At 64.2% G+C, this 17,583-nt stretch carries 17 protein-coding genes; 4 read left to right on the forward strand and 13 right to left on the reverse strand.

Translation table 11 applies throughout. The features are described 5' to 3' along the window. Nucleotides 1–266: 266 nt before the first annotated feature. Nucleotides 267–599: an ATP-dependent Clp protease adapter ClpS gene (gene clpS / locus ABIG06_RS34365; protein WP_028135886.1), complete on the reverse strand. Its 333-nt coding sequence runs from the start codon at nucleotides 597–599 to the stop codon at nucleotides 267–269. Nucleotides 600–967: 368 nt separating this feature from the next. Between clpS and ABIG06_RS34370 the strand changes: the two genes are divergently transcribed. After that, on the forward strand, nucleotides 968–3,013 hold the full coding sequence (locus ABIG06_RS34370; protein WP_370140210.1) for a TadE/TadG family type IV pilus assembly protein: 2,046 nt from the start codon (nucleotides 968–970) through the stop codon (nucleotides 3,011–3,013). Between the two features lie 76 nt (nucleotides 3,014–3,089). Here ABIG06_RS34370 and ABIG06_RS34375 read toward each other — a convergent pair whose 3' ends face one another. Continuing rightward, a complete protein-coding gene (locus ABIG06_RS34375) occupies nucleotides 3,090–3,428 on the reverse strand; it encodes a phasin family protein (protein WP_124157897.1) in 339 nt (112 codons plus the stop codon). A gap of 386 nt (nucleotides 3,429–3,814) precedes the next feature. On the opposite strand from ABIG06_RS34375, the gene ABIG06_RS34380 reads away from it, so the two are divergent. Continuing rightward, nucleotides 3,815–5,665 (forward strand): serine hydrolase, encoded by a 1,851-nt coding sequence (locus ABIG06_RS34380; RefSeq protein WP_370140211.1) that lies wholly within the window; start codon nucleotides 3,815–3,817, stop codon nucleotides 5,663–5,665. A gap of 239 nt (nucleotides 5,666–5,904) precedes the next feature. Here ABIG06_RS34380 and ABIG06_RS34385 read toward each other — a convergent pair whose 3' ends face one another. The 4 genes from ABIG06_RS34385 to ABIG06_RS34400 form a co-directional block, all read right to left on the reverse strand. Next, nucleotides 5,905–6,630 carry a DnaJ domain-containing protein gene (locus ABIG06_RS34385; RefSeq protein ID WP_370140212.1) on the reverse strand — a complete coding sequence of 242 codons (726 nt, stop codon included), beginning with the start codon at nucleotides 6,628–6,630 and terminating at the stop codon, nucleotides 5,905–5,907. A 73-nt stretch (nucleotides 6,631–6,703) separates the two neighbouring features. Further along, entirely contained in the window at nucleotides 6,704–7,453 is a 750-nt protein-coding gene (locus ABIG06_RS34390) for a VWA domain-containing protein (RefSeq protein WP_370140213.1), read from the reverse strand. A 135-nt stretch (nucleotides 7,454–7,588) separates the two neighbouring features. Then, nucleotides 7,589–8,449: an alpha/beta fold hydrolase gene (locus tag ABIG06_RS34395; protein ID WP_124157893.1), complete on the reverse strand. Its 861-nt coding sequence runs from the start codon at nucleotides 8,447–8,449 to the stop codon at nucleotides 7,589–7,591. 358 nt (nucleotides 8,450–8,807) lie between these two features. After that, nucleotides 8,808–9,731: a division plane positioning ATPase MipZ gene (locus tag ABIG06_RS34400; RefSeq protein WP_370140214.1), complete on the reverse strand. Its 924-nt coding sequence runs from the start codon at nucleotides 9,729–9,731 to the stop codon at nucleotides 8,808–8,810. 279 nt (nucleotides 9,732–10,010) lie between these two features. Here ABIG06_RS34400 and panC point away from each other — a divergent pair, with 279 nt between their 5' ends. Beyond that, a complete protein-coding gene (gene panC, locus ABIG06_RS34405) occupies nucleotides 10,011–10,862 on the forward strand; it encodes a pantoate--beta-alanine ligase (protein WP_124157890.1) in 852 nt (283 codons plus the stop codon). A gap of 83 nt (nucleotides 10,863–10,945) precedes the next feature. Here panC and ABIG06_RS34410 read toward each other — a convergent pair whose 3' ends face one another. The 4 genes from ABIG06_RS34410 to ABIG06_RS34425 all read right to left on the reverse strand — a co-directional run bounded on the left by ABIG06_RS34410 (nucleotide 10,946) and on the right by ABIG06_RS34425 (nucleotide 13,729). Further along, nucleotides 10,946–11,386: a DUF1489 family protein gene (locus tag ABIG06_RS34410; protein WP_124157889.1), complete on the reverse strand. Its 441-nt coding sequence runs from the start codon at nucleotides 11,384–11,386 to the stop codon at nucleotides 10,946–10,948. Nucleotides 11,387–11,428: 42 nt separating this feature from the next. Then, nucleotides 11,429–12,403, reverse strand: coding sequence for a hypothetical protein (locus tag ABIG06_RS34415; protein ID WP_124157888.1), 975 nt, complete (start codon nucleotides 12,401–12,403; stop codon nucleotides 11,429–11,431). A gap of 154 nt (nucleotides 12,404–12,557) precedes the next feature. Next, entirely contained in the window at nucleotides 12,558–12,761 is a 204-nt protein-coding gene (locus tag ABIG06_RS34420; protein WP_085966667.1) for a hypothetical protein, read from the reverse strand. A 305-nt stretch (nucleotides 12,762–13,066) separates the two neighbouring features. Then, complete coding sequence (locus ABIG06_RS34425) at nucleotides 13,067–13,729, reverse strand: glutathione S-transferase family protein (protein ID WP_370140215.1); 663 nt, start codon at nucleotides 13,727–13,729, stop codon at nucleotides 13,067–13,069. A gap of 135 nt (nucleotides 13,730–13,864) precedes the next feature. Here ABIG06_RS34425 and ABIG06_RS34430 point away from each other — a divergent pair, with 135 nt between their 5' ends. After that, the gene (locus ABIG06_RS34430; protein WP_124157886.1) at nucleotides 13,865–14,581 is read left to right on the forward strand and encodes a DUF599 domain-containing protein; all 717 of its coding nucleotides are present in this window, start codon (nucleotides 13,865–13,867) and stop codon (nucleotides 14,579–14,581) included. A 748-nt stretch (nucleotides 14,582–15,329) separates the two neighbouring features. Here ABIG06_RS34430 and ABIG06_RS34435 read toward each other — a convergent pair. The 3 genes from ABIG06_RS34435 to ABIG06_RS34445 form a co-directional block, all read right to left on the reverse strand. After that, nucleotides 15,330–16,247 carry a hypothetical protein gene (locus ABIG06_RS34435; protein ID WP_124157884.1) on the reverse strand — a complete coding sequence of 306 codons (918 nt, stop codon included), beginning with the start codon at nucleotides 16,245–16,247 and terminating at the stop codon, nucleotides 15,330–15,332. 49 nt (nucleotides 16,248–16,296) lie between these two features. Then, complete coding sequence (locus ABIG06_RS34440) at nucleotides 16,297–17,115, reverse strand: aldo/keto reductase (RefSeq protein WP_124157883.1); 819 nt, start codon at nucleotides 17,113–17,115, stop codon at nucleotides 16,297–16,299. Nucleotides 17,116–17,232: 117 nt separating this feature from the next. Next, entirely contained in the window at nucleotides 17,233–17,535 is a 303-nt protein-coding gene (locus ABIG06_RS34445) for a helix-turn-helix domain-containing protein (protein ID WP_124157882.1), read from the reverse strand. Between the last annotated feature and the right edge of the window lie 48 nt (nucleotides 17,536–17,583).

Consider the following 17,583-nt stretch of genomic DNA (forward strand, 5'->3'; position numbering starts at 1 on the left):
CCCACCATCATGATCGCCATCGCCCGGTCAGGCAACAACAACCTTTGTCACATATAGTTATACAAGATCGCGGCGAAAGACCGGTTCCGCGACTCGGCGGCGACACACCTGCGGTATTTTTCGATGCAAGACCCGTTCCGATTTGGGCGGGATCGGCGCCGGCGCAGAATTCCGTAGTTTTGCCGGCGGCATCGCGCGCAGCCGTCACTGCAACAATCACGCCGCGCCTTAAACGAGAGCCCGCTTCAAACGCGCCGCAAGGCGTCTTACTTCTTTTCCATCACGCATTGCAGCGGATGCTGGTGCTTGCGGGCAAAATCCATCACCTGCGTCACCTTGGTCTCGGCGATCTCGTAGGTGAACACGCCGCACTCGCCGATGCCATGATGATGGACGTGCAGCATGATCTTGGTGGCCGCCTCGACGTCCTTGTTGAAGAACTTCTCCAGCACGTGGACGACGAACTCCATCGGAGTGTAGTCGTCGTTCAGGATCAGCACGCGATAAAGGTTCGGCCGTTTGGTCTTGGGCTTGACCTTGGTGATGACCGAAGTGTTCGGACCCGAGGGGCTGCCCGAACGGTTCTCGTCATTGCTCATGCGAGGAGCGTCGGCGGCGGCTGGCGCGGACAGGTCGATACTGGAAGTCAATTGCGGCATGGCACAGGCGTTCAAATTCCCCACGGAAGCGCATGGCGGTCCCCGCGCGACTCCGCCCTTCGGAGCCTGGCGCAGGCGCGCCGCCTCGTTGGATCGCCGCTCCCGACACATCCGGCTCGAGCCGGACCGTTCGCCAGCAATATGGGCCTGCCCAAGGCTGGCCGCAAGCATACGGAGATCAGGCCGATGCGGCCGCGGCAGTCCCGATTCCCGGTCCGGGCGATCCTTGTCAGGTTAATCAATCCGGACCGATTTGACAAAAATTTCCGCTCGGCATGTTTAGAACATGTTGACCAGGAACCCGGCCATTGACCCGCCTGCGACGGTTTTTCGCGCATGGCTCCGGCTTTCTACGGTTTAATTTACCTGCCGTTCAATGGCGTGCCCCGAAATCAGGCAAAACCCGGATTTCGTGGATAGCCATGTCTCGCCTGCCCCTCCTCAGCCGCCTTGGTCGACAACTCGCCCGCTTTGCAGCGGCCGAGCAAGGCAATATCGCCATGATCTTCGCCATCGCGCTGGTCCCGGTGCTGACCTTCGTCGGCGCCGCGATCGATTATAGCCGGGCCACCCGCGCGCGGTCGTCAATGCAGGCTGCCCTGGATTCGACCGCACTGATGCTGTCCAGGGACCTGACAGCCGGTACCATCTCCCAGTCCCAGATCAGTCAGAAGGCCGCAGACTATTTCAAGGGCCTCTTCACCAATAGCGAAGCGGCCGATACGGCGGCAAAGACACGGGTTCAGCTATCGGCGACCTACACTGCGGCGACCACAAATTCGGCGGCGAAGATCCTTCTGCAAGGCTCCAGCAACATCGATTCCATGTTCATGCAAATCGTCGGCTATCCGACGCTCGGCTTCAACACCACTTCGACCGCGACCTGGGGCAACGCAAAGATGCGCGTGGCGCTCGCGCTCGACAACACGGGGTCGATGGCCCAGAACGGGAAGATGACGGCACTGAGAAATGCGGTGGCCGGAACCGGTGGCCTGATCGACCAGCTCAGCAAGCTCAGCAAGAACGATGGCGACGTCTACATTTCACTCGTTCCCTTTGCCAAGACGGTCAATGTCGGAGCAAGCAAGTACGGCCAGAGCTGGATCGACTGGACGGACTGGCTCAATCCGCCTACCGCACAGCCGGCGAACGTGCTCGGGAATTACCAGGCGAATCTTCCAATGAATTGGCATGCGGTGGGACCAGGCGCGCGATGCCCCTGGTCAAACGGCAGCGGCGGCTTTTACTGCACGAGCGGATCAGCGAACAACAGCTCGAAATACACGGTCAACGGCGTCAATGTCGTTCCCTCGAGCGGGTACATCTGCCCGAGCGTCGACGCAAATTCCCACACGATGTACAATGGCTGCTGGGAGAGCAAATCTGCGGGCAATGGAACGTTCTGCTCGGGCAGCCCAAGCTGCAACTGCCCCGTCGACGCCTACAACAACAGTGTCTCCGGTTGCAGTTGTTCCGGCAGCGGCAACAGCAAGTCGTGCACCGGCAAGCTCTACACCCACGACTGGACACAGCCCGGGCCCAACGACCTCACCCACAATCTGGACCAACCGCGAGTGAGCGCCGTCGTCGGCTTCACCAACAACAAATGGACTGCCACCAACTCGACCCCTACCGTCCAGAACAATTGGCAGCAGGCATCCACCAACCCGATCAACACATGGACGGGCTGTATCACTGATCGCACCCAACCCAACGACGCAACCGGTACGCCCCCTTCGTCCTCCAACACCGCGACGCTGTTCCCGGCCAACCAATATTTCGAGAACAGCACCGCTTATTGCAGTGACAGCTCATCGCCTCAGCTCGAGCCGATCATTCCGCTCACGTACAATTGGAGTACCCTGAAGTCGGCGGTCAACGCCATGCAGCCCACCGGCGGCACAAATCAGGCGGTCGGTCTGGCTTGGGCCTGGCAATCTCTGCTGCAGGGCGATCCCCTGAATGCGCCCGCAGAGGGTGGAACCGTCAACACCACCTACAATCGGGTGATCATCCTGTTGTCCGACGGACTCAATACCGAGGACCGCTGGCCGGCATATGGCAACGGCAGCAGTCAGACCACGACCTACGGCAACAGCACATTCCCCGGTTCGATTGACGCCCGGCAGCAACTGCTGTGCGACAACCTGCACAACGCCAAGGACTCCAACGGCGTATCGATGTACACGATCTACACGATCCAGGTGAACACCAGCGGCGACCCGAGTTCAGCCATCCTCAAATATTGCGCGAGCAGCCCGGACAAGTTCTACGAGATCAAGAGCTCGACCGAGATCGCGACTATTTTCAATACGATCGGAACCGCGCTGAGCAAGCTGCGCGTCGCGCAGTAACTCAAGTCCGCAACCCGCAAACGAAAAGCCCGGCCAATCCGGCCGGGCTTTTGATTCCAGGAGCGTGTTGAGCGGGTCAGTTCGCGGCCGGGGTGAACTTCGACACGATGGTCTCGACCGGCTTGAAAGCCTGCTTGGCGAGGTCGCTGTAGAGGCCGGCGATCTTCTGCGATTCCGCAACGAAGGTCTCGTAGGTGGAACGGGCAAAATCGGTCTGCGCTTCCATAGCCTTGTCCAGCGACTTCACGCCGGAAAGCTTCTCGACGAAGGACTTGGTGTCTTCGAACGACTTCTTCGTATAGTCGCCATAGGCGCTGGCGATCGCCTGGAGGCCGTGCTGCACCGAAGTCGCGGAGGCAACGCACTGCTCGAACTGCTCTTTCCCGTAGTTCTGAAAGTCTTCAACCTTGAACATGTCGGAATCCTTTTCCCTGGCTCGCGTCGGGAAGCCCCGGCTCCCTGACTTCGCCCAAAAATAGTGCAACGCACAAAATAGTCAAGAATCTTGTGCGTCGCACAAAATTCGACGCAAATCGCCGAAATTCCCGGGATTTCCCGCAAGGGTTTCTTAAGCTTTTGGAAACCGCAGGCCCCTACCTTGATTCCCTGGACGTGTTCACTTCCACAGGCGGCCAAAGCCGTTTGAGAACATCACCTTAGCCAGAACAGCGGCTCGGGTCCAACGTCCCCCGTGGCGAACACCAGTGGAGGGACAGCCTGAGCAGGTAATGATCCCGGGACCATTGGGCACAATTTCGCCTCACGGGCCGGTGATCAAGTCAGAAACGGGGACGGGGTTCCATGCTTCGTAAAAACTTGTCTTCCTCGCGCTTGGCGCGGGTTGGCGTTCTGGGGCTTCTTACGGTCACCATCGCAGTCATAATCACCGCCGATGCAGCGGAGGCGCGGCGCCATCGCCGCCACCATGCCCATCACCGCGTCCAGCGCGATGTGTCCGAGAGCTCCAGTCCGAAGTTCGCGTCCATCATCGTCGACGGTAATTCCGGCGCGGTGCTCCAGGCGACAAGCCCTGACGGTATCCGCCATCCGGCCTCGCTGACGAAGATCATGACGCTCTATCTGCTGTTCGAGCGCCTCGAATCCGGGAAGATGAGACTCGACACCGAGATGCCGGTGTCCCAGCACGCCGCCGATCAGGATCCGACCAAGCTGAATCTGCGTGCCGGCCAGACAATTCGGGTCGAAGACGCGATCAAGGGCCTCGTCACCCGCTCGGCCAACGACGCAGCCGTGGTGATCGCCGAAGCAATCGCCGGTAGCGAGAACGATTTCGCCCAGATGATGACGCGCAAGGCGCGCTCGCTCGGCATGTCCAGAACGGTCTACCGCAACGCCAATGGCCTTCCCAACGACGAGCAGGTCACGACCGCGCGCGACCAGGCCACGCTCGGTCGCGCCATCCAGGAGCGCTTCCCGCGCTACTATCGCTATTTCGCGACCTCGACGTTCAATTGGCGGGGACAGTCGATCCGCAACCACAACCACCTGCTCGGCAGCGTCGAGGGCGTGGACGGCATCAAGACCGGCTACACCCGCGCCTCCGGCTTCAACCTCGTCACCTCGATGCGCCGCGGCAACCGCCACCTGATCGGCGTGGTGCTGGGCGGCCGCAGCGGAGGCTCGCGCGACGCCATCATGCGCAACCTGCTCGCGGAGAATCTCGAGAAGGGTGCGACCGTGCACACGGTTGCCGCGGTCACCGAGCGTAATGGCGCTGACGCCGCCACCGATGTTGCTGCCGCCTCGGAAACTCCGCCGGCCCGTCCCGCGGCGCAGGTCCAGGCCGCCACTCCTGCTCCCGAGTCTGCCCCGTCGCGCTTTGCCGCCCGTCTCTCGACGCTGGCTGCCGCGACGGCCGCGGTGCCGCCGGCCCCGATCAAACCCGAAGCCAGCAAGCCCGAGGTTCGGCCGACGGAATCCAGGACCGAGCCCGCGCCGCTCACCAACGGTGTGATCTCGAGCCAGCCGCTCTCCATCATCCCGGGCTCGTCCGAGCCGATGAAGCCGGTTCGGGTCAAGACGGTTCAGGTCAAGGCCGGCGCCGTGAAGGTCGCCTCCGCGGCCCCGGCTCACGTCGCGCCGCCGGTCACCAACACAATCCCGCCCCGTTCCGATGTCGCGGAAACCTCCGGCGCCGTCGTCGCCCGGGCGGACCTCATCAACAGGCCCGAGGCGGTCAGCCAGCCGGAAGCACCGAAGGCCGAGATTGCCCGCACCGAACTGCCGCGGCAGCCGGCCGGCTTCGGCACCGGCAACGGCATCCTCGGGGTGCTGCCGGCGGCAACCGCCGCTGCGCCCGGCCCCGCCGGTCCCAAGCTCGCGTCCGCCGACGCGGCGCCCCAGCCGATCCAGATGAGCAGCACCACCAAGCCGGCCGTCACTCACAGCGGCTGGATTGTCCAGGTCGGCGCGCTCGAGAGCGAGAATGAAGCCCAGCAGCGGATCGACGCTGCCCGCAGCTCGGCCCGCGGCCTGCTCAGCAAGGCCGATCCGTTCACCGAGCCTGTCGTCGCCAAGGACAATCGCAAGCTCTACCGCGCCCGCTTCGCCGGCCTCGAGCGCGACCAGGCCGAAGCCGTCTGCCGCACCTTGAAGCGCGCCGAGATCTCCTGCATCACCGTCCGCAACTGATCTCTCTTTTCCGTTCCGGACCAAATGCCCGCGCCTTGCGCGGGCATTTTCGTTTTGGGGATGCGGCGATCCCGGGGCTGATCATGCCAAGGCTGTTCCGCGACAACCTCTCGTCAAGGATTTACGGTTAAAACTTTGCTCAAGGGATCGACCACGCCGACAATGGCGGGCATCGGGGCGACGGCAGACGGAGCAAGCGGAGCTCACGCGGTACGGGCGTTTGTAGCGTAGTGCCGGAGTTAGCCGTTATGCGTGCGAAGCAGAGTATCCTTGGCCTCGTTTACCCGGGCAGCGAGATACGTCGAGCCCCCCTGGTCGGGATGGAGTTTCTTCATCAGGGACTTGTGGGCCCGGCTGATGTCGTCGCGTCCCGCCCCCGGCTGCAAGCCAAGGATCTGATAGGCTTCCTCCGCCGTCATTTTGCCGCTCGCCGCCGTGCGGCGCTGCCGCCCTGCCGCATCGCCCTGCGCGTTCTGACGCCAAGCGGGAAACCGGCGGTCCAGATAGCTTTCAAGTAAGGCCACGCTCTCGGCGTCGAACGTCGGGACCATCGCCAGCAGGCTGGCGAGATCGAACTCGTCGAGATTGCGCCCGGCGTGAGGTCCCGCGACGATCTGGCCTGCAAGCTGCCCCGAATCGTGGTCGAGCCGCATGTCGAGGAATTGCGAGCGCACGCGTGAAGCCTGCCCTTGCGCCGGCGCCGCACCGCCACCGAACAGACCGCCGATATTGCCGAATCCGGCATTCGCCAGTGGCGTCCAGCCGAGCAGCCCGGCGCCGAAGATTCCGAGCGGGATCGCAACCGCCAGCTCGCCCCGCAAACCCGTGAAGGCCGCGACCGCCAGCGCCAGCACGCCGCCCCCGAGCTTGATCGTGCGCGCCAGCGCCGCCGGATTAGCGGCGCGAAACATCTGAAGCAGCAGATAAAGCGTGATAACGGCGACAGCGCCGGCAATCAGGGTCATGGCCGGAATATAGTCACCCTTGCGGCAAAATGCATCGCATCTACCGCCGCCGCGAGCCGCGCCGGCCTGACCGCTACTTCATCTGGCCGATCAGATTCGCCGCTCCGCTCGCGGTCTTCGCCAGTTTCAGCAACGCTTCGCGTCCGCCGGCTGCATAGGCCGCAGCCGCCCGCAACAGCTCGCGCAGCTGCGCCGCCGCGCCGGGATCAAACCGGCACCAGGCGCCACCGGTCAGGTGCGCGATCTGGCGGAAGGCCTGCTCGGCGACGGCGTCACGGCCTTCCTGAAACACGAACACGGGCACCTTGAGCATACCGAGCTCGCCGGCCTTGGCGCAGAGCTCGTCGATCCTTTCCTCCATGGCATCACCGACGAAGACCACGGCCCGCACGCCGGATGCGACCGCCTCGCGCCGGGCCTCGCTCAGCACCTTGCCGATCTGGGTATCGCCGCCGCGGCAATCGATCTTGCTCATCAGCGCCGCCAACTTGGCGCTGTCGGAGATCCATCCCGTGGCACGGCACTCGTTAAGGCCGCGATAGTAGACCAGCCGGATGTCGAGACTGCCGAACGCCGCGGTCTCGCGAAACATGTCGGCCTGGAGTGCGCAGGCCATGTCCCAGGTCGGCTGCCGGCTCATCGTCGCATCGAGGGCGAAGATCAGCCGCCCCTTCGCGCCCGGTGCATGCGGTGACAGAGCCCGCGCCTTGGCGACGAAGGCGGCGATGTCTTCCGAGGTGGAGGTCCCCGCTTGCGGGAGCGCGCCGTCGGCTTGCGCCGAGACGGCATCGCGACCGCGCGGTTTGATGGGTTCGCCCGACATCGCTGCTTGCACCTTGCGTGAGCAGCTAATGTGGTCAGCGCATGCGGCCCGGTCAATGCGCAAAGCCTCCGCGGGCGGCGCCGGCGGAGGCTTTGACGATCGGTGCAATCGAGTGGTGACGTGAGCTCTTGTACGTCAGCTCTTGGCGGGTGCCATCAGGGCAACCGGACCTGGCTCGAGGATCTTGGGCGGGGAGGATCGCGTATCGACCGGCGCCACGTCGCTGTCCGTCGCGCTCAGGAACTTATCGAGCATGGTCTGGATCGAGCTCTTGGCCGCATCCGGACCGGTGTCGCGCATGTCGTTATGCTGGAATTCGGTCTTCACGACCTGAATACCCGCCTTCTCGCATTCCTCGTCGGTCGGAAGCACGCCTGCATCGGTCTTGAACTGCGGATCCTGGGAGCGGAACGACAGGATCTTGAACTTGCCGGCGGTGACGAAGGGCACGCGCAGATTGTCGAGCGTGACGACCTTCTTGACCTCATCCGGATAGTGCTTGGCGAAGTACATCGTGATGTCGCCGCCCATGGAGTGGCCGACCATCGTCACCTTCTCGTAGTCAGCGTTGGGCTGAACCTTCTTCATCTCCTGCACGGCGAGATGAATGTTGGCGACGCCGCGCAGGATCTGCGGCAGCCGGCCGACATAGAGCTCGCCGGGCTTGGTCACCATCGGAGGATCGGTGGGCAGGTCATGCTGCGGGCTTAAGACCATGTAGCCGCGCGCAGCGAAGATGTTGGCGAGGAAGCCGTACTCGGTGTTCTTGACGGTATTGCCGTGATTGATCACGGCAACCGGCAGCGTGATCATGCCGGCATTGGCCTGCATTTCCTTGTCGCGGCGCACCGCGACGTAGACGGGCACCGGACGATTGTCGCGCGACGCGTCGTAGAAGGTGATGGTCTCGTGCTTGATTGCCCACTTGCTCGCCGTGAAATAGGCGATGCCGCAGAGGGCACTGACTGAAACCAGAACGGCAATTCCACGCTTCATTTTCGTCCTCAGCCTCAGGCCTAGCGGCCTGAATCCCTGTTGAAAATCGTGTTCTTCCGGGGCTCTTCGGCCCCTTGTCGCCTTTCGCTAATATATGTCACAGCAGCGTGACAGGAAGGCTAAATATTGTGAAATCGCCGCCCTTCCATTGTGCGTCGCACACGTTTTCTGTGCGCCCCATTCTCTTACCACTACGTCAGGTGCTGCTTACCATCCTACGCGACCGGTCTCGATTGGGTTCAATTTCGCGGTCAATACCGGGTAAAAAACGTAACGGAGTAAAAACGCGGCGAGCACAGCCTCGGTTCCCACAGGGACCGGCCGCTCGGATCGGCGAAAGTAGCAATTTACCGCCGCCTTAGACGCCCAGGATGTCGTGGACCTCGAGCGGCTTGTCGACCTGATTGAACCATTCGGCCCGGTTGGCGGCGCGGCGGCGACCGCGCTCGTCGAGCGGCAGCTTGAGCTGGCGGAGCAGGCTCGTCACCTCCTCCCGCGCGGTAAGATGGCCGAGATTGGGCCGCATGCCGAGCGTGGCCTCGTCGATCTCGTCGAGGGCGGTCAGGCCACGCGGGAAGAATTCGCGGTAGACGACGCGTTCGGCGAAGCCGTCGACATAGCGGAAGCCAAGCCGCAGCGACAAATCCTTCAGGCCCTCGGCGACCAGCTGCTTGTTGCGGGAGCCGAGCATGGACAGGCGATTGCGCACGACGATCCAATCGGTGGTTGCGCCGTCGAGCTGGCGGCGCTTGCGCCTGACGTCGCGCACCATCTCGGCATAGTGACTCTCGCCCGTCACCGCGTAGTTGGCGGGATCGACGGTCCCGAGCACGTCGAAATCGAGGAAGCTGTCGTTGATCGGCGTCACCAGGGTGTCGGCCATCGAATGCGCGAGCGGCATCAGATAGCTGTCAGTGCCGGGCGTATCGACGACGATGAAATCGAAGCTGCTCTCGACCGCCGAGACCGCTTCCATGAACTGCTGGAACTCGGAATTCTCGTTCTCGGCGATCTGCATGGTCTCGCCGAGCTTGATGCAGCGATGCACCGGCAGCTCGAGATCGCGCTTGGTACGGCGGGCCCAGGCGGCTCGGTTGTCGATATAGTGGGTGAAGCTCTGCTGGCGGCAGTCAAGATCGATCGTGGCGACGCGCTGGCCGGCCTTCAGGAGCGCGACGGCGATGTGCAAGGCGGTGGTCGATTTGCCGGAGCCGCCCTTCTCGTTGCCGAGCACGACCACATGCGCCGAGCCGGATTGGCCTTGGCTAGCCTGCACAAGCATGGTGATCCTCAACGCCCCTGGCGAATATCTTCGAGTTGACCGCGCCTGCGGTCAAGTGAAATGCGTGACAGGTCACGCAAATCGCGGCGTGCCCTGCGTCGCCATCAATCGCGGCGCCGTCCTTCGTCTGTGATCCTGCCTGCAATGTCGCGACGTGCTGTGCCACCTTGCGCGGGATGCTGTGCCGCATTCGGGTGCATGGCGTCCACGATCGCCACTTGTTATGGTTAGTCGGCCGGGCGCCCGCACCTGCGCCGATTCCCAATCCGTCGAGTCCTGATGTCAGCAAGCCCATTGATCGCCCGCACGGTCCCCGCCCTGCGACGCGCCGTCGACAATCTCCGCAAGCGAAAGGCCACCATCGCGCTGGTCCCGACCATGGGGGCCCTCCATGACGGTCATGTGTCGCTGGTTCGCCTCGCCAGGCGGCGCGCCAGCCGCGTCGTGGTGTCGATCTTCGTCAATCCGACTCAATTTGCCCCGACCGAGGATTTTGGCGCCTATCCGCGCACCTGGAAGGCCGACATCGCCAAGCTCGCGGCCGAGGATGTCGACATCGTCTGGCATCCGGGCGTCGAGGCCATGTATCCGGAGGGCTTTGCCACCCGCATCGTGCCGGAAGGACCGGCGCTGGCCGGCCTCGAGGACCGCTTTCGCCCGCACTTCTTCGGCGGCGTCGCCACCGTCGTCGGCAAGCTGTTCACGCAGTGCCGGCCGGATTTTGCGATATTCGGCGAAAAGGATTTTCAGCAATTGCGAGTGGTGACGCAGATGGCGCGCGACCTCGACCTCGGCGTCAAGGTCCTCGGCTCCCGCACCGTGCGCGAGCGCGACGGGCTCGCGATGTCCTCGCGCAACGTCTACCTCTCACCCGAGGAGCGGCAGACCGCCAGCGTCCTCTACCGCGCTATGAAGGAGAGCGCCGGGCGCATCCGGGCCGGCGATTCGATCGCACCGGCGATGGCGGGCGGCGCCGAGATGATCAAGGCGGCCGGCCTGGCGCTCGACTATTACGAGGTCCGCCATGCCGAGACGCTGGCGCCGGTCACCTCGCGCAAGGACGGGCCCCTGCGCATCCTGGTCGCAGCCAAGCTCGGCACCACCCGGCTGATCGATAATATCGCGGTCTAAAGCGCGACGACGCCATCGCGCTCCAGGTTATTGTTTGAGCATGATCTTTCCGGAAAACCGCTGCACACTTTTCCGGATCATGCTCATAGCAGCCCGAGATCACGCAGCTCGCGCCGCATCGGCTCCGGCATCGCCGCGATCGAGCCGGCTGCGGACTTGCCGAGATCGGCCGGCACGGAATCGTCGGTGAGATAGCGCCAGCCCTGGAACGGGCGCATCGGCCGCGGCGAGACCGGGATCACCTTCGGCTGCATCACGATCCGGCAGCGGCCGATGCCGTCCTTGTCGCGGAACGGCTCGATGCCGATGATCTTTTCGCGCGCGGCAATCTCGCCCTTGATCACCCAATAGAGAGAACCGCCGGCAAGGATTTCGGCATCACGCTTGGGCACCATGCGGGTGATGTGGATGTGACGTTGCGGCAGACCCTTTCTCTTGGCGGTCTGCATCCGTTCGGCGACCCACTCCTTCAATTCCTTGACGGAGTCGCAGCCGACGGCGAGCTTGATCAGATGGAGTGGCATGCCCAAGCTTTAGCCGCGCAGCCACGCATTGGGAACGACGATCTACTCGTTATCCGCAGCTGCCGGAGCCGCCGCCGAGGCCGGCGGCGCCAGCGGAACCGGGGCGGCAGCCGGCGCACGCGCGGCCTTCGGCGCCGGCGGTTTCTTGGGGGCGGGTGCGGCAGCCTGCGCCGAGGCTGCGGCCGGTGCGCGCGGCGCTGCGTTGGCTGCCGGCGCCGCCTGGCGCGCCGCAGTGGACGGCTCCGGACTCATGATGCTCACCGGCGGCGTCGACGAAGCGCTCGGGAACTCCGCATTGGTCGGCCTGCCCGTCGGCATCGACGGCGGCAGCCCGGCAAGCGCGGCGGTGGCCGGCATCGCCGGCGCTGTTGCGGGCGTGTTCCAGGTCGGCGCATAGCGCGCGACCAGCGTGTCGTAGAGATGGGAGCCCATGTTGGCGGCGACCTGCTGCTGGTCGGTCAGCGAGCGGAACGCGGCGCAATCGAACTGCGTGCAGCCGTCGCGCACGATCAGCACATGCGCGACAAGGCCGTAGCGATCACGCTCCAGCGACTTGCGCAGCACCTTCATCTCGAGTGTCAGGCTCTTCTCGGCCGTGGCGACGTCGCCGAGCGCGGTCAGCCGGTCGATCCTGGCGGCGGTGTAGGACACTGCGGCAGCCGCGGCATCAGGCGCGCCGAACAGCGCCTTCTCGCAGCCAGCGGCGACGGCATCGCCCGCGAGATCGTCGAGACAGGCCAGCGCCGGCAGGCTCGCAGCAACCGTAGCCTGCACGCGCGCTTCGGCCGGGGCGGCCTGCCCGTCCGCTCCATAGACGCGCACGGTGGCTGCCCCCGCGATCGCGATGGATAGCAGCGTAACGACGGTCAGCGCACCGTTGGCAACCGATCTGTCGGCCCGCTGCAGCGTGACCAGGAGGATCAATCCGAAGAATCCGGCGGCCACCAGCGTCATCCACATCGGGAAGGCCGGCGAGTGCCAGATTTGGTCGAGCGAAGTGGCCCATGCCCAGTTCATGCGCGACGTCCCCTCACGCGAGCAAAGAGCGAATGGTCAAGCGAGCACCGCGGGTCGGCAACTGCCCCGGCCCACCTTGTGAAGGTGAAGCGGGCCTTTTGACGGCGCGGGACACAAATCACTGATGGCGCCAATGCGCGGGTGCGGTCAGCCTTCAGGAGAGCGCGAGCTGGCTTTCCTTGGCGACGCGCTCGAAGGCTTCGGTCGAGCTCTTGATCCGGTACTGGCAGTCGTCGCCGTCGGTCGGCAGCAGGCGGATGACTTCGTACGAGCCGCTGGCAGCGGGACGCGCAACGTTGCTGGCCGTGAACAGGACGCGCGATCCCACGGGAAATTTGTGCTTCAACACCCTCTCCATTACTCAAACAGCGCCTGCCTCGCCCAGTGTCCCACTGCGATGGCCGGCCGGAAACCCGGGCGGTTATATAGCACGCGCCGCGCTGTTTTGGCCAGCGCCATGGCAGCATGGCAAGTGTTCGAATTTTTCAGTCATTTCAGAATGATAGCGGGACAATCGGCGGGCCGATGATACCATTGGAGCGGCTCGCTCCGCCGACATGTCGCAGGCCGGTGTCGCAGCCTCCGATCCCACCGCCCCTCGCTCATTGCCGGCCTGGGGGCCGCCAGCCGGCGCGCGGTCGGCCGGCCCCGTCAAACCTGCGGTCAGGCGTCCTCGAACTTCGCGATGACAAGCGTTTCGGCAAGCCCGTCGCGCGTCCATTCCTGGAATGCCGGCAGCGCCATCATCGTCTCCATGTAGGCTTTGGTGTCCGGCGTCACCTCGATCGCGTAGGTACGAAAGCGGTGCACGACCGGGGCATACATGGCGTCCGCCGCGCCGAAGCGGCCGAACAGGAACGGTCCCTTCGCGCCATAGCGGGCGCGGCACTCGCGCCAGATCGCCTCGATGCGCGCGATGTTGGCCTTGGCGTCCGCCGACAGCGCCACGGGGCGGACCGGTCGATGCAGGTTCATGCCGCATTCATTGCGCAACGCCATGAAGCCGGAATGCATTTCGGCGCACACCGAACGCGCATGCGCGCGGACCGCGGCATCGTCGGGCCACAGCTTCACCTCCGGGTAGCGCTCGGCGATGTATTCGATGATGGCAAGCGAATCCCACACCGTGATGTCGCCGTCGACCAGCACCGGCACCTTGCCGGCGCGACTGAAGGACAGGATCTGCTCCTTGTCCGCTGGATTGTCGGTGTAGAGCGGGATGAGCGTCTCCACGAACGGGATGTCGTTGGCGCGCAGCGCGAGCCAGGGCCGCATCGACCATGACGAGTAGTTCTTGTTGCCGATCGCGAGTTTCAGCGCAGCCATGTCATCAATCCTTCCCGAGACGCCTTGAAGCGAGCCGCTTTTAACGCCATCGCCTGCTGCCAATCAATCGTTGCTGCGCCCCGTCATGCGTGGCAATCGTTGCGATCCGCGCCAAGAGACGGACACGAGACAGACATGAGCAGGCACTGGGTCGACATTACCGCCGTCGGCTTCTTCATCATCGAATGGCTGGTCTACGCGCTGACGCTGGAACATTCGACCTATGGCCGCGACAGCCTATCGGCGCGCATGAACCGCTATCGGGAGGTCTGGGTGCGCCGGATGCTCCACCGCGAGACACGCATGGTCGACATGCAGATCATGGCCTCGCTGCAGAGCGGCACCGCCTTCTTCGCTTCCACCAGCCTGTTCGCGCTCGGCGGCGCGCTGGCGCTGCTGCACGCCACCAACGACGCCATCACGATTCTGAGCAAGCTGCCGGTTGACCTCAGCACCTCGCCCGCGATGTGGGAGCTGAAATGCGTCGGCCTCGTGCTGATCTGCGTCTACGCCTTCTTCAAATTCGCCTGGGCCTATCGCCTGTTCAACTACGTCGCGATCCTGTTCGGCGGCATGCCGCCGGCTGACCGGCGCGATACGCCGGAGGCCGAAGCTCATGTCATTCGCACCTCGCGCCTGTTCGAATCCGCCGGCCGCCATTTCAACCGCGGCCAGCGCGCCTTCTTCTTCGCGCTCGGCTATCTCGGCTGGTTCGTCAGCCTCTGGGTGCTGTTCGTGACCACAGCGGCGGTGGTGGTCGTGACCTGGCGACGGCAGTTCGCGTCCAGTGCATGGGCCGCGATGGCGCCGGAGGTGGTGAATGGTGAGGAGTTGCGGAAGCGCGGTCATTGAGACACGTGCTGCTCTGCGTCCGCATTTCAACTCGCAGACACGCCTTCGCGTTCTCGCGGCTGAATTCGCCCGAGCTTTGCTTCGTCGCTCACCCTGTCGAGCCAAGAGGGCACAGGGAAGACCGGGTGCCGACAGGCACCCGCGGTCCGCTGCGCAAAAGGTGCACGCAGAAAACCGCACAGCAGCATACAGGTGGTGCCGATCACTCGGCCTTCCCTGCGCGATGGTCGGACGGCTTATACCGTGCTCTCCCGAGAGCCGAGTTCCTTCTGGCCTCCCTCGCCCCAGCGAAATTCACCGGCGCCGCGCCGGTTGACGCAACTGCCGCATCCGCAAGAGCTTGACCGTAGCAACGACGGCCAGGACCACACGGTTTTGCCGTACGCGCGGCTCGCTTGACCCCACCGGCTCCGACGACGTTGTGCACGTTGCCATCGAAGACCGCCGGGACGAACCTGTCAGCGCCGCTCGTCCGCACGCCGTTCCGGGCTCACGGAGAGCAATCCGCCCCGCCCTTCACCTCTCGTGCACGACGCTGCCGCGTCCACCGCAAGCCCGGCTCGCGAACATGACGACCACACGATCGCCCCTCAAGGATGAGCCGGGATGGGCGACACATACGACAAATCCGAATTTCGGTAAAGCGGAATATTTCCGCTGCGGCGGCTTGACAGCCGGCGACACAGCCGGATCCCGTAGCCCGTGATCAGCGAAGCGACGTCCGGATTAATGAGTGGCTTCCCGGGAGTTAGCTCCCGAAATCCTTCGGGCTGAACGGCAAATCCAACACCTTCCATTCCCCGTACAAATTGGCCGGCAGCATCTTGTAAGGCTGGCAGTTCTGCAGCGCGCTCATTGCGGACTTGACGATAGCCACGCCCTTCACGGACGGCGGAGCTTCGAGCAGGATCGGCTCGCGGGCCAGCGTGCCGTCGGTGGCGAACACCGTGCGCAGCTTGACATGAACGTTGTCGGTCGGCGCGACCCCGGCCGGCAGCTTGGCGCAGCTCCGCAAATGGCGGCGAAGCTCGGCAATGACTTCGGGCGGCAGCTTGGCTCCGATCGAATCCTTGGCGTCGCCGCCATCGTCCTTGGGGGCTTCTTTCGGCAGCTCCGGCGGCAGTTCAGGCGGCAGGCCCAGCATGACGCCGTATTTGACGGTGACGTCCGGCTCCGGAGGCAGATAGGCCGGCGGCGGCGCGGCCTGAGGCTGCTGCATCGCCTGTGGCGGTTGGGACTGCAGCTGCTGAGGCGGCGGTTGCTGCGGCTGAGGTTGCACATTGGCCTCGCGCTGCTTCGACGTCTGTGAGGATTGCGGCTGCTTCTGCTGTGGCTCAGGCGAGGCCTGCGGTGATGGCGATGGTGCAGCGGCCTCCTGCTTGGCTGAGGGCTTCGAGGCTGTGTCTGCCTTGTCGGTGACATCCAGCTTCGGCAGCTTGAGATCGGGGAGCGGCTCCGGCGGCTTCTCCTTCTCCTCGGCCTTCTCGTCCGCTTTGGCTTCTTCCTGCTTCACCTGCTCCGGCGTGACGATGTCCACCGTCACAGTCTCGGGCGGCGCGGCATGGAACGGATGGACTTCGCTGATCAGGATGATCAGCCCCACCAGCATCAGATGCGCGATCGCCGACGCCGCAATGTCCGTCCGTATGGTCTTCCGCAGTTCCATCGACCGATCTTGAGTTGCCGCCGCGGTCCTAGCATAGTGGAAGTTCCCCTCAATCCCATTTCGGCGCGAAGCCAAAGTCGGTCAGGCGGCCTTTCGCGTTGGCGAGCGAGGCAATCCGGCCCATCTCATCCTCCGACAGCTCAAAATCGAAGATATCGATGTTTTCCGACAGGCGCTCGACGCGTGAGGTGCGCGGGATCGCAGCGACATTTTGCTGCACCAGCCAGCGCAGGCACACCTGCGCCGGCGTCTTGCGATGGGCTCGGCCGATCTCCGCGAGCGTCTGGTCGGACTTGATGCGACCCTTGGCGATCGGGCTGTAGGCGACCAGCGCGAGGCCGTGCTGGTCGCAGGCCGCCCTTACCTTCGCCTGGTCGAGGTAAGGATGGTATTCGACCTGGTTGCAGACGAGCGGCTCCGCTGACAGCGCGACCGCCTGCTCGATCAGCGCCACCGTGAAATTGGATACGCCGATGTGGCGGGTCAGTCCCATTTGCCTGGCATGCGACAGCGCGCCGAGCGTCTCCGCCAGCGGCACGTGGGGATTGGGCCAGTGCAGCAGCAACAGATCAACAGAGGGAAGTCGCAACCGGGCGAGGCTCTCCTTGACCGAGCGTTCGAGATCGTGGGGCGCGAAATGGTTGGTCCAGACCTTGGTCGTCAGGAAGACGTCGTCGCGGCGCACGCCGGAGGCGCGCAAGCCGTCGCCGACCTCGCGCTCATTGTCGTAGACCTGCGCGGTATCGATGTGACGGTAACCGAGCCGCAGCGCCTGCTGGACCACGCGCGCGGCAGGCTTTCCGCTCAGCTCCCAGGTCCCGAGCCCGATCGCCGGGATTCTTGCGCCGTTGGCCTCGACGAACAGCATGAGGAATCCTCTCTGTTGCGGCAAGAAATCTCATTATGGACCCGGCCCATGATGCTGCCAACGGATGCCGCAACGGCCGGGCCGAATATTCAGTGCAAGACTAACGAGAGGTGTGCGTCAGACCTTGGCGAGCGCCTGGAACACGGTATCCGGCGCATGTGCGATCACCGCGAGCAGCGCGCGGGCGGGCCCGCGCGGAGCGCGCTTGCCCTGCTCCCAGTTCCGGATCGTCTCGACGGGGACGCCGAGCTTGGCGGCGAACTCCATCTGGGTCAGGCAGGCGCGGCGGCGCAAATCGCGCACCGCGAGCGGGCCGGTATCACTCGGCGCGGCATTGGGCGCAGGCTGGACCGGAAATTCCTGCCCATCCCGCAATTCGACGATCCGTCCGTCCGCCTTCAGCCGCAACCGCATGCGCATTCCCCAAAGCACAGGCGATGATGCGGCAGGTCGCTTAAGTTCAGATTA

Source organism: Bradyrhizobium sp. USDA 326 (assembly GCF_049739485.1).
GTDB lineage: Bacteria > Pseudomonadota > Alphaproteobacteria > Rhizobiales > Xanthobacteraceae > Bradyrhizobium.

Coding starts and splice junctions, on each gene's coding strand:
- ABIG06_RS34445 (WP_124157882.1), bottom strand. CDS start 17,535: ATGCGCATGCGGTTGCGGCTGAAGGCGGACGGACGGATCGTCGAATTG.
- ABIG06_RS34425 (WP_370140215.1), bottom strand. CDS start 13,729: ATGGCTGCGCTGAAACTCGCGATCGGCAACAAGAACTACTCGTCATGG.
- ABIG06_RS34440 (WP_124157883.1), bottom strand. CDS start 17,115: ATGCTGTTCGTCGAGGCCAACGGCGCAAGAATCCCGGCGATCGGGCTC.
- ABIG06_RS34380 (WP_370140211.1), top strand. CDS start 3,815: ATGCTTCGTAAAAACTTGTCTTCCTCGCGCTTGGCGCGGGTTGGCGTT.
- ABIG06_RS34420 (WP_085966667.1), bottom strand. CDS start 12,761: ATGGAGAGGGTGTTGAAGCACAAATTTCCCGTGGGATCGCGCGTCCTG.
- ABIG06_RS34430 (WP_124157886.1), top strand. CDS start 13,865: ATGAGCAGGCACTGGGTCGACATTACCGCCGTCGGCTTCTTCATCATC.
- panC (WP_124157890.1), top strand. CDS start 10,011: ATGTCAGCAAGCCCATTGATCGCCCGCACGGTCCCCGCCCTGCGACGC.
- clpS (WP_028135886.1), bottom strand. CDS start 599: ATGAGCAATGACGAGAACCGTTCGGGCAGCCCCTCGGGTCCGAACACT.
- ABIG06_RS34415 (WP_124157888.1), bottom strand. CDS start 12,403: ATGAACTGGGCATGGGCCACTTCGCTCGACCAAATCTGGCACTCGCCG.
- ABIG06_RS34395 (WP_124157893.1), bottom strand. CDS start 8,449: ATGAAGCGTGGAATTGCCGTTCTGGTTTCAGTCAGTGCCCTCTGCGGC.
- ABIG06_RS34435 (WP_124157884.1), bottom strand. CDS start 16,247: ATGGAACTGCGGAAGACCATACGGACGGACATTGCGGCGTCGGCGATC.
- ABIG06_RS34390 (WP_370140213.1), bottom strand. CDS start 7,453: ATGTCGGGCGAACCCATCAAACCGCGCGGTCGCGATGCCGTCTCGGCG.
- ABIG06_RS34375 (WP_124157897.1), bottom strand. CDS start 3,428: ATGTTCAAGGTTGAAGACTTTCAGAACTACGGGAAAGAGCAGTTCGAG.
- ABIG06_RS34410 (WP_124157889.1), bottom strand. CDS start 11,386: ATGCCACTCCATCTGATCAAGCTCGCCGTCGGCTGCGACTCCGTCAAG.
- ABIG06_RS34400 (WP_370140214.1), bottom strand. CDS start 9,731: ATGCTTGTGCAGGCTAGCCAAGGCCAATCCGGCTCGGCGCATGTGGTC.
- ABIG06_RS34385 (WP_370140212.1), bottom strand. CDS start 6,630: ATGACCCTGATTGCCGGCGCTGTCGCCGTTATCACGCTTTATCTGCTG.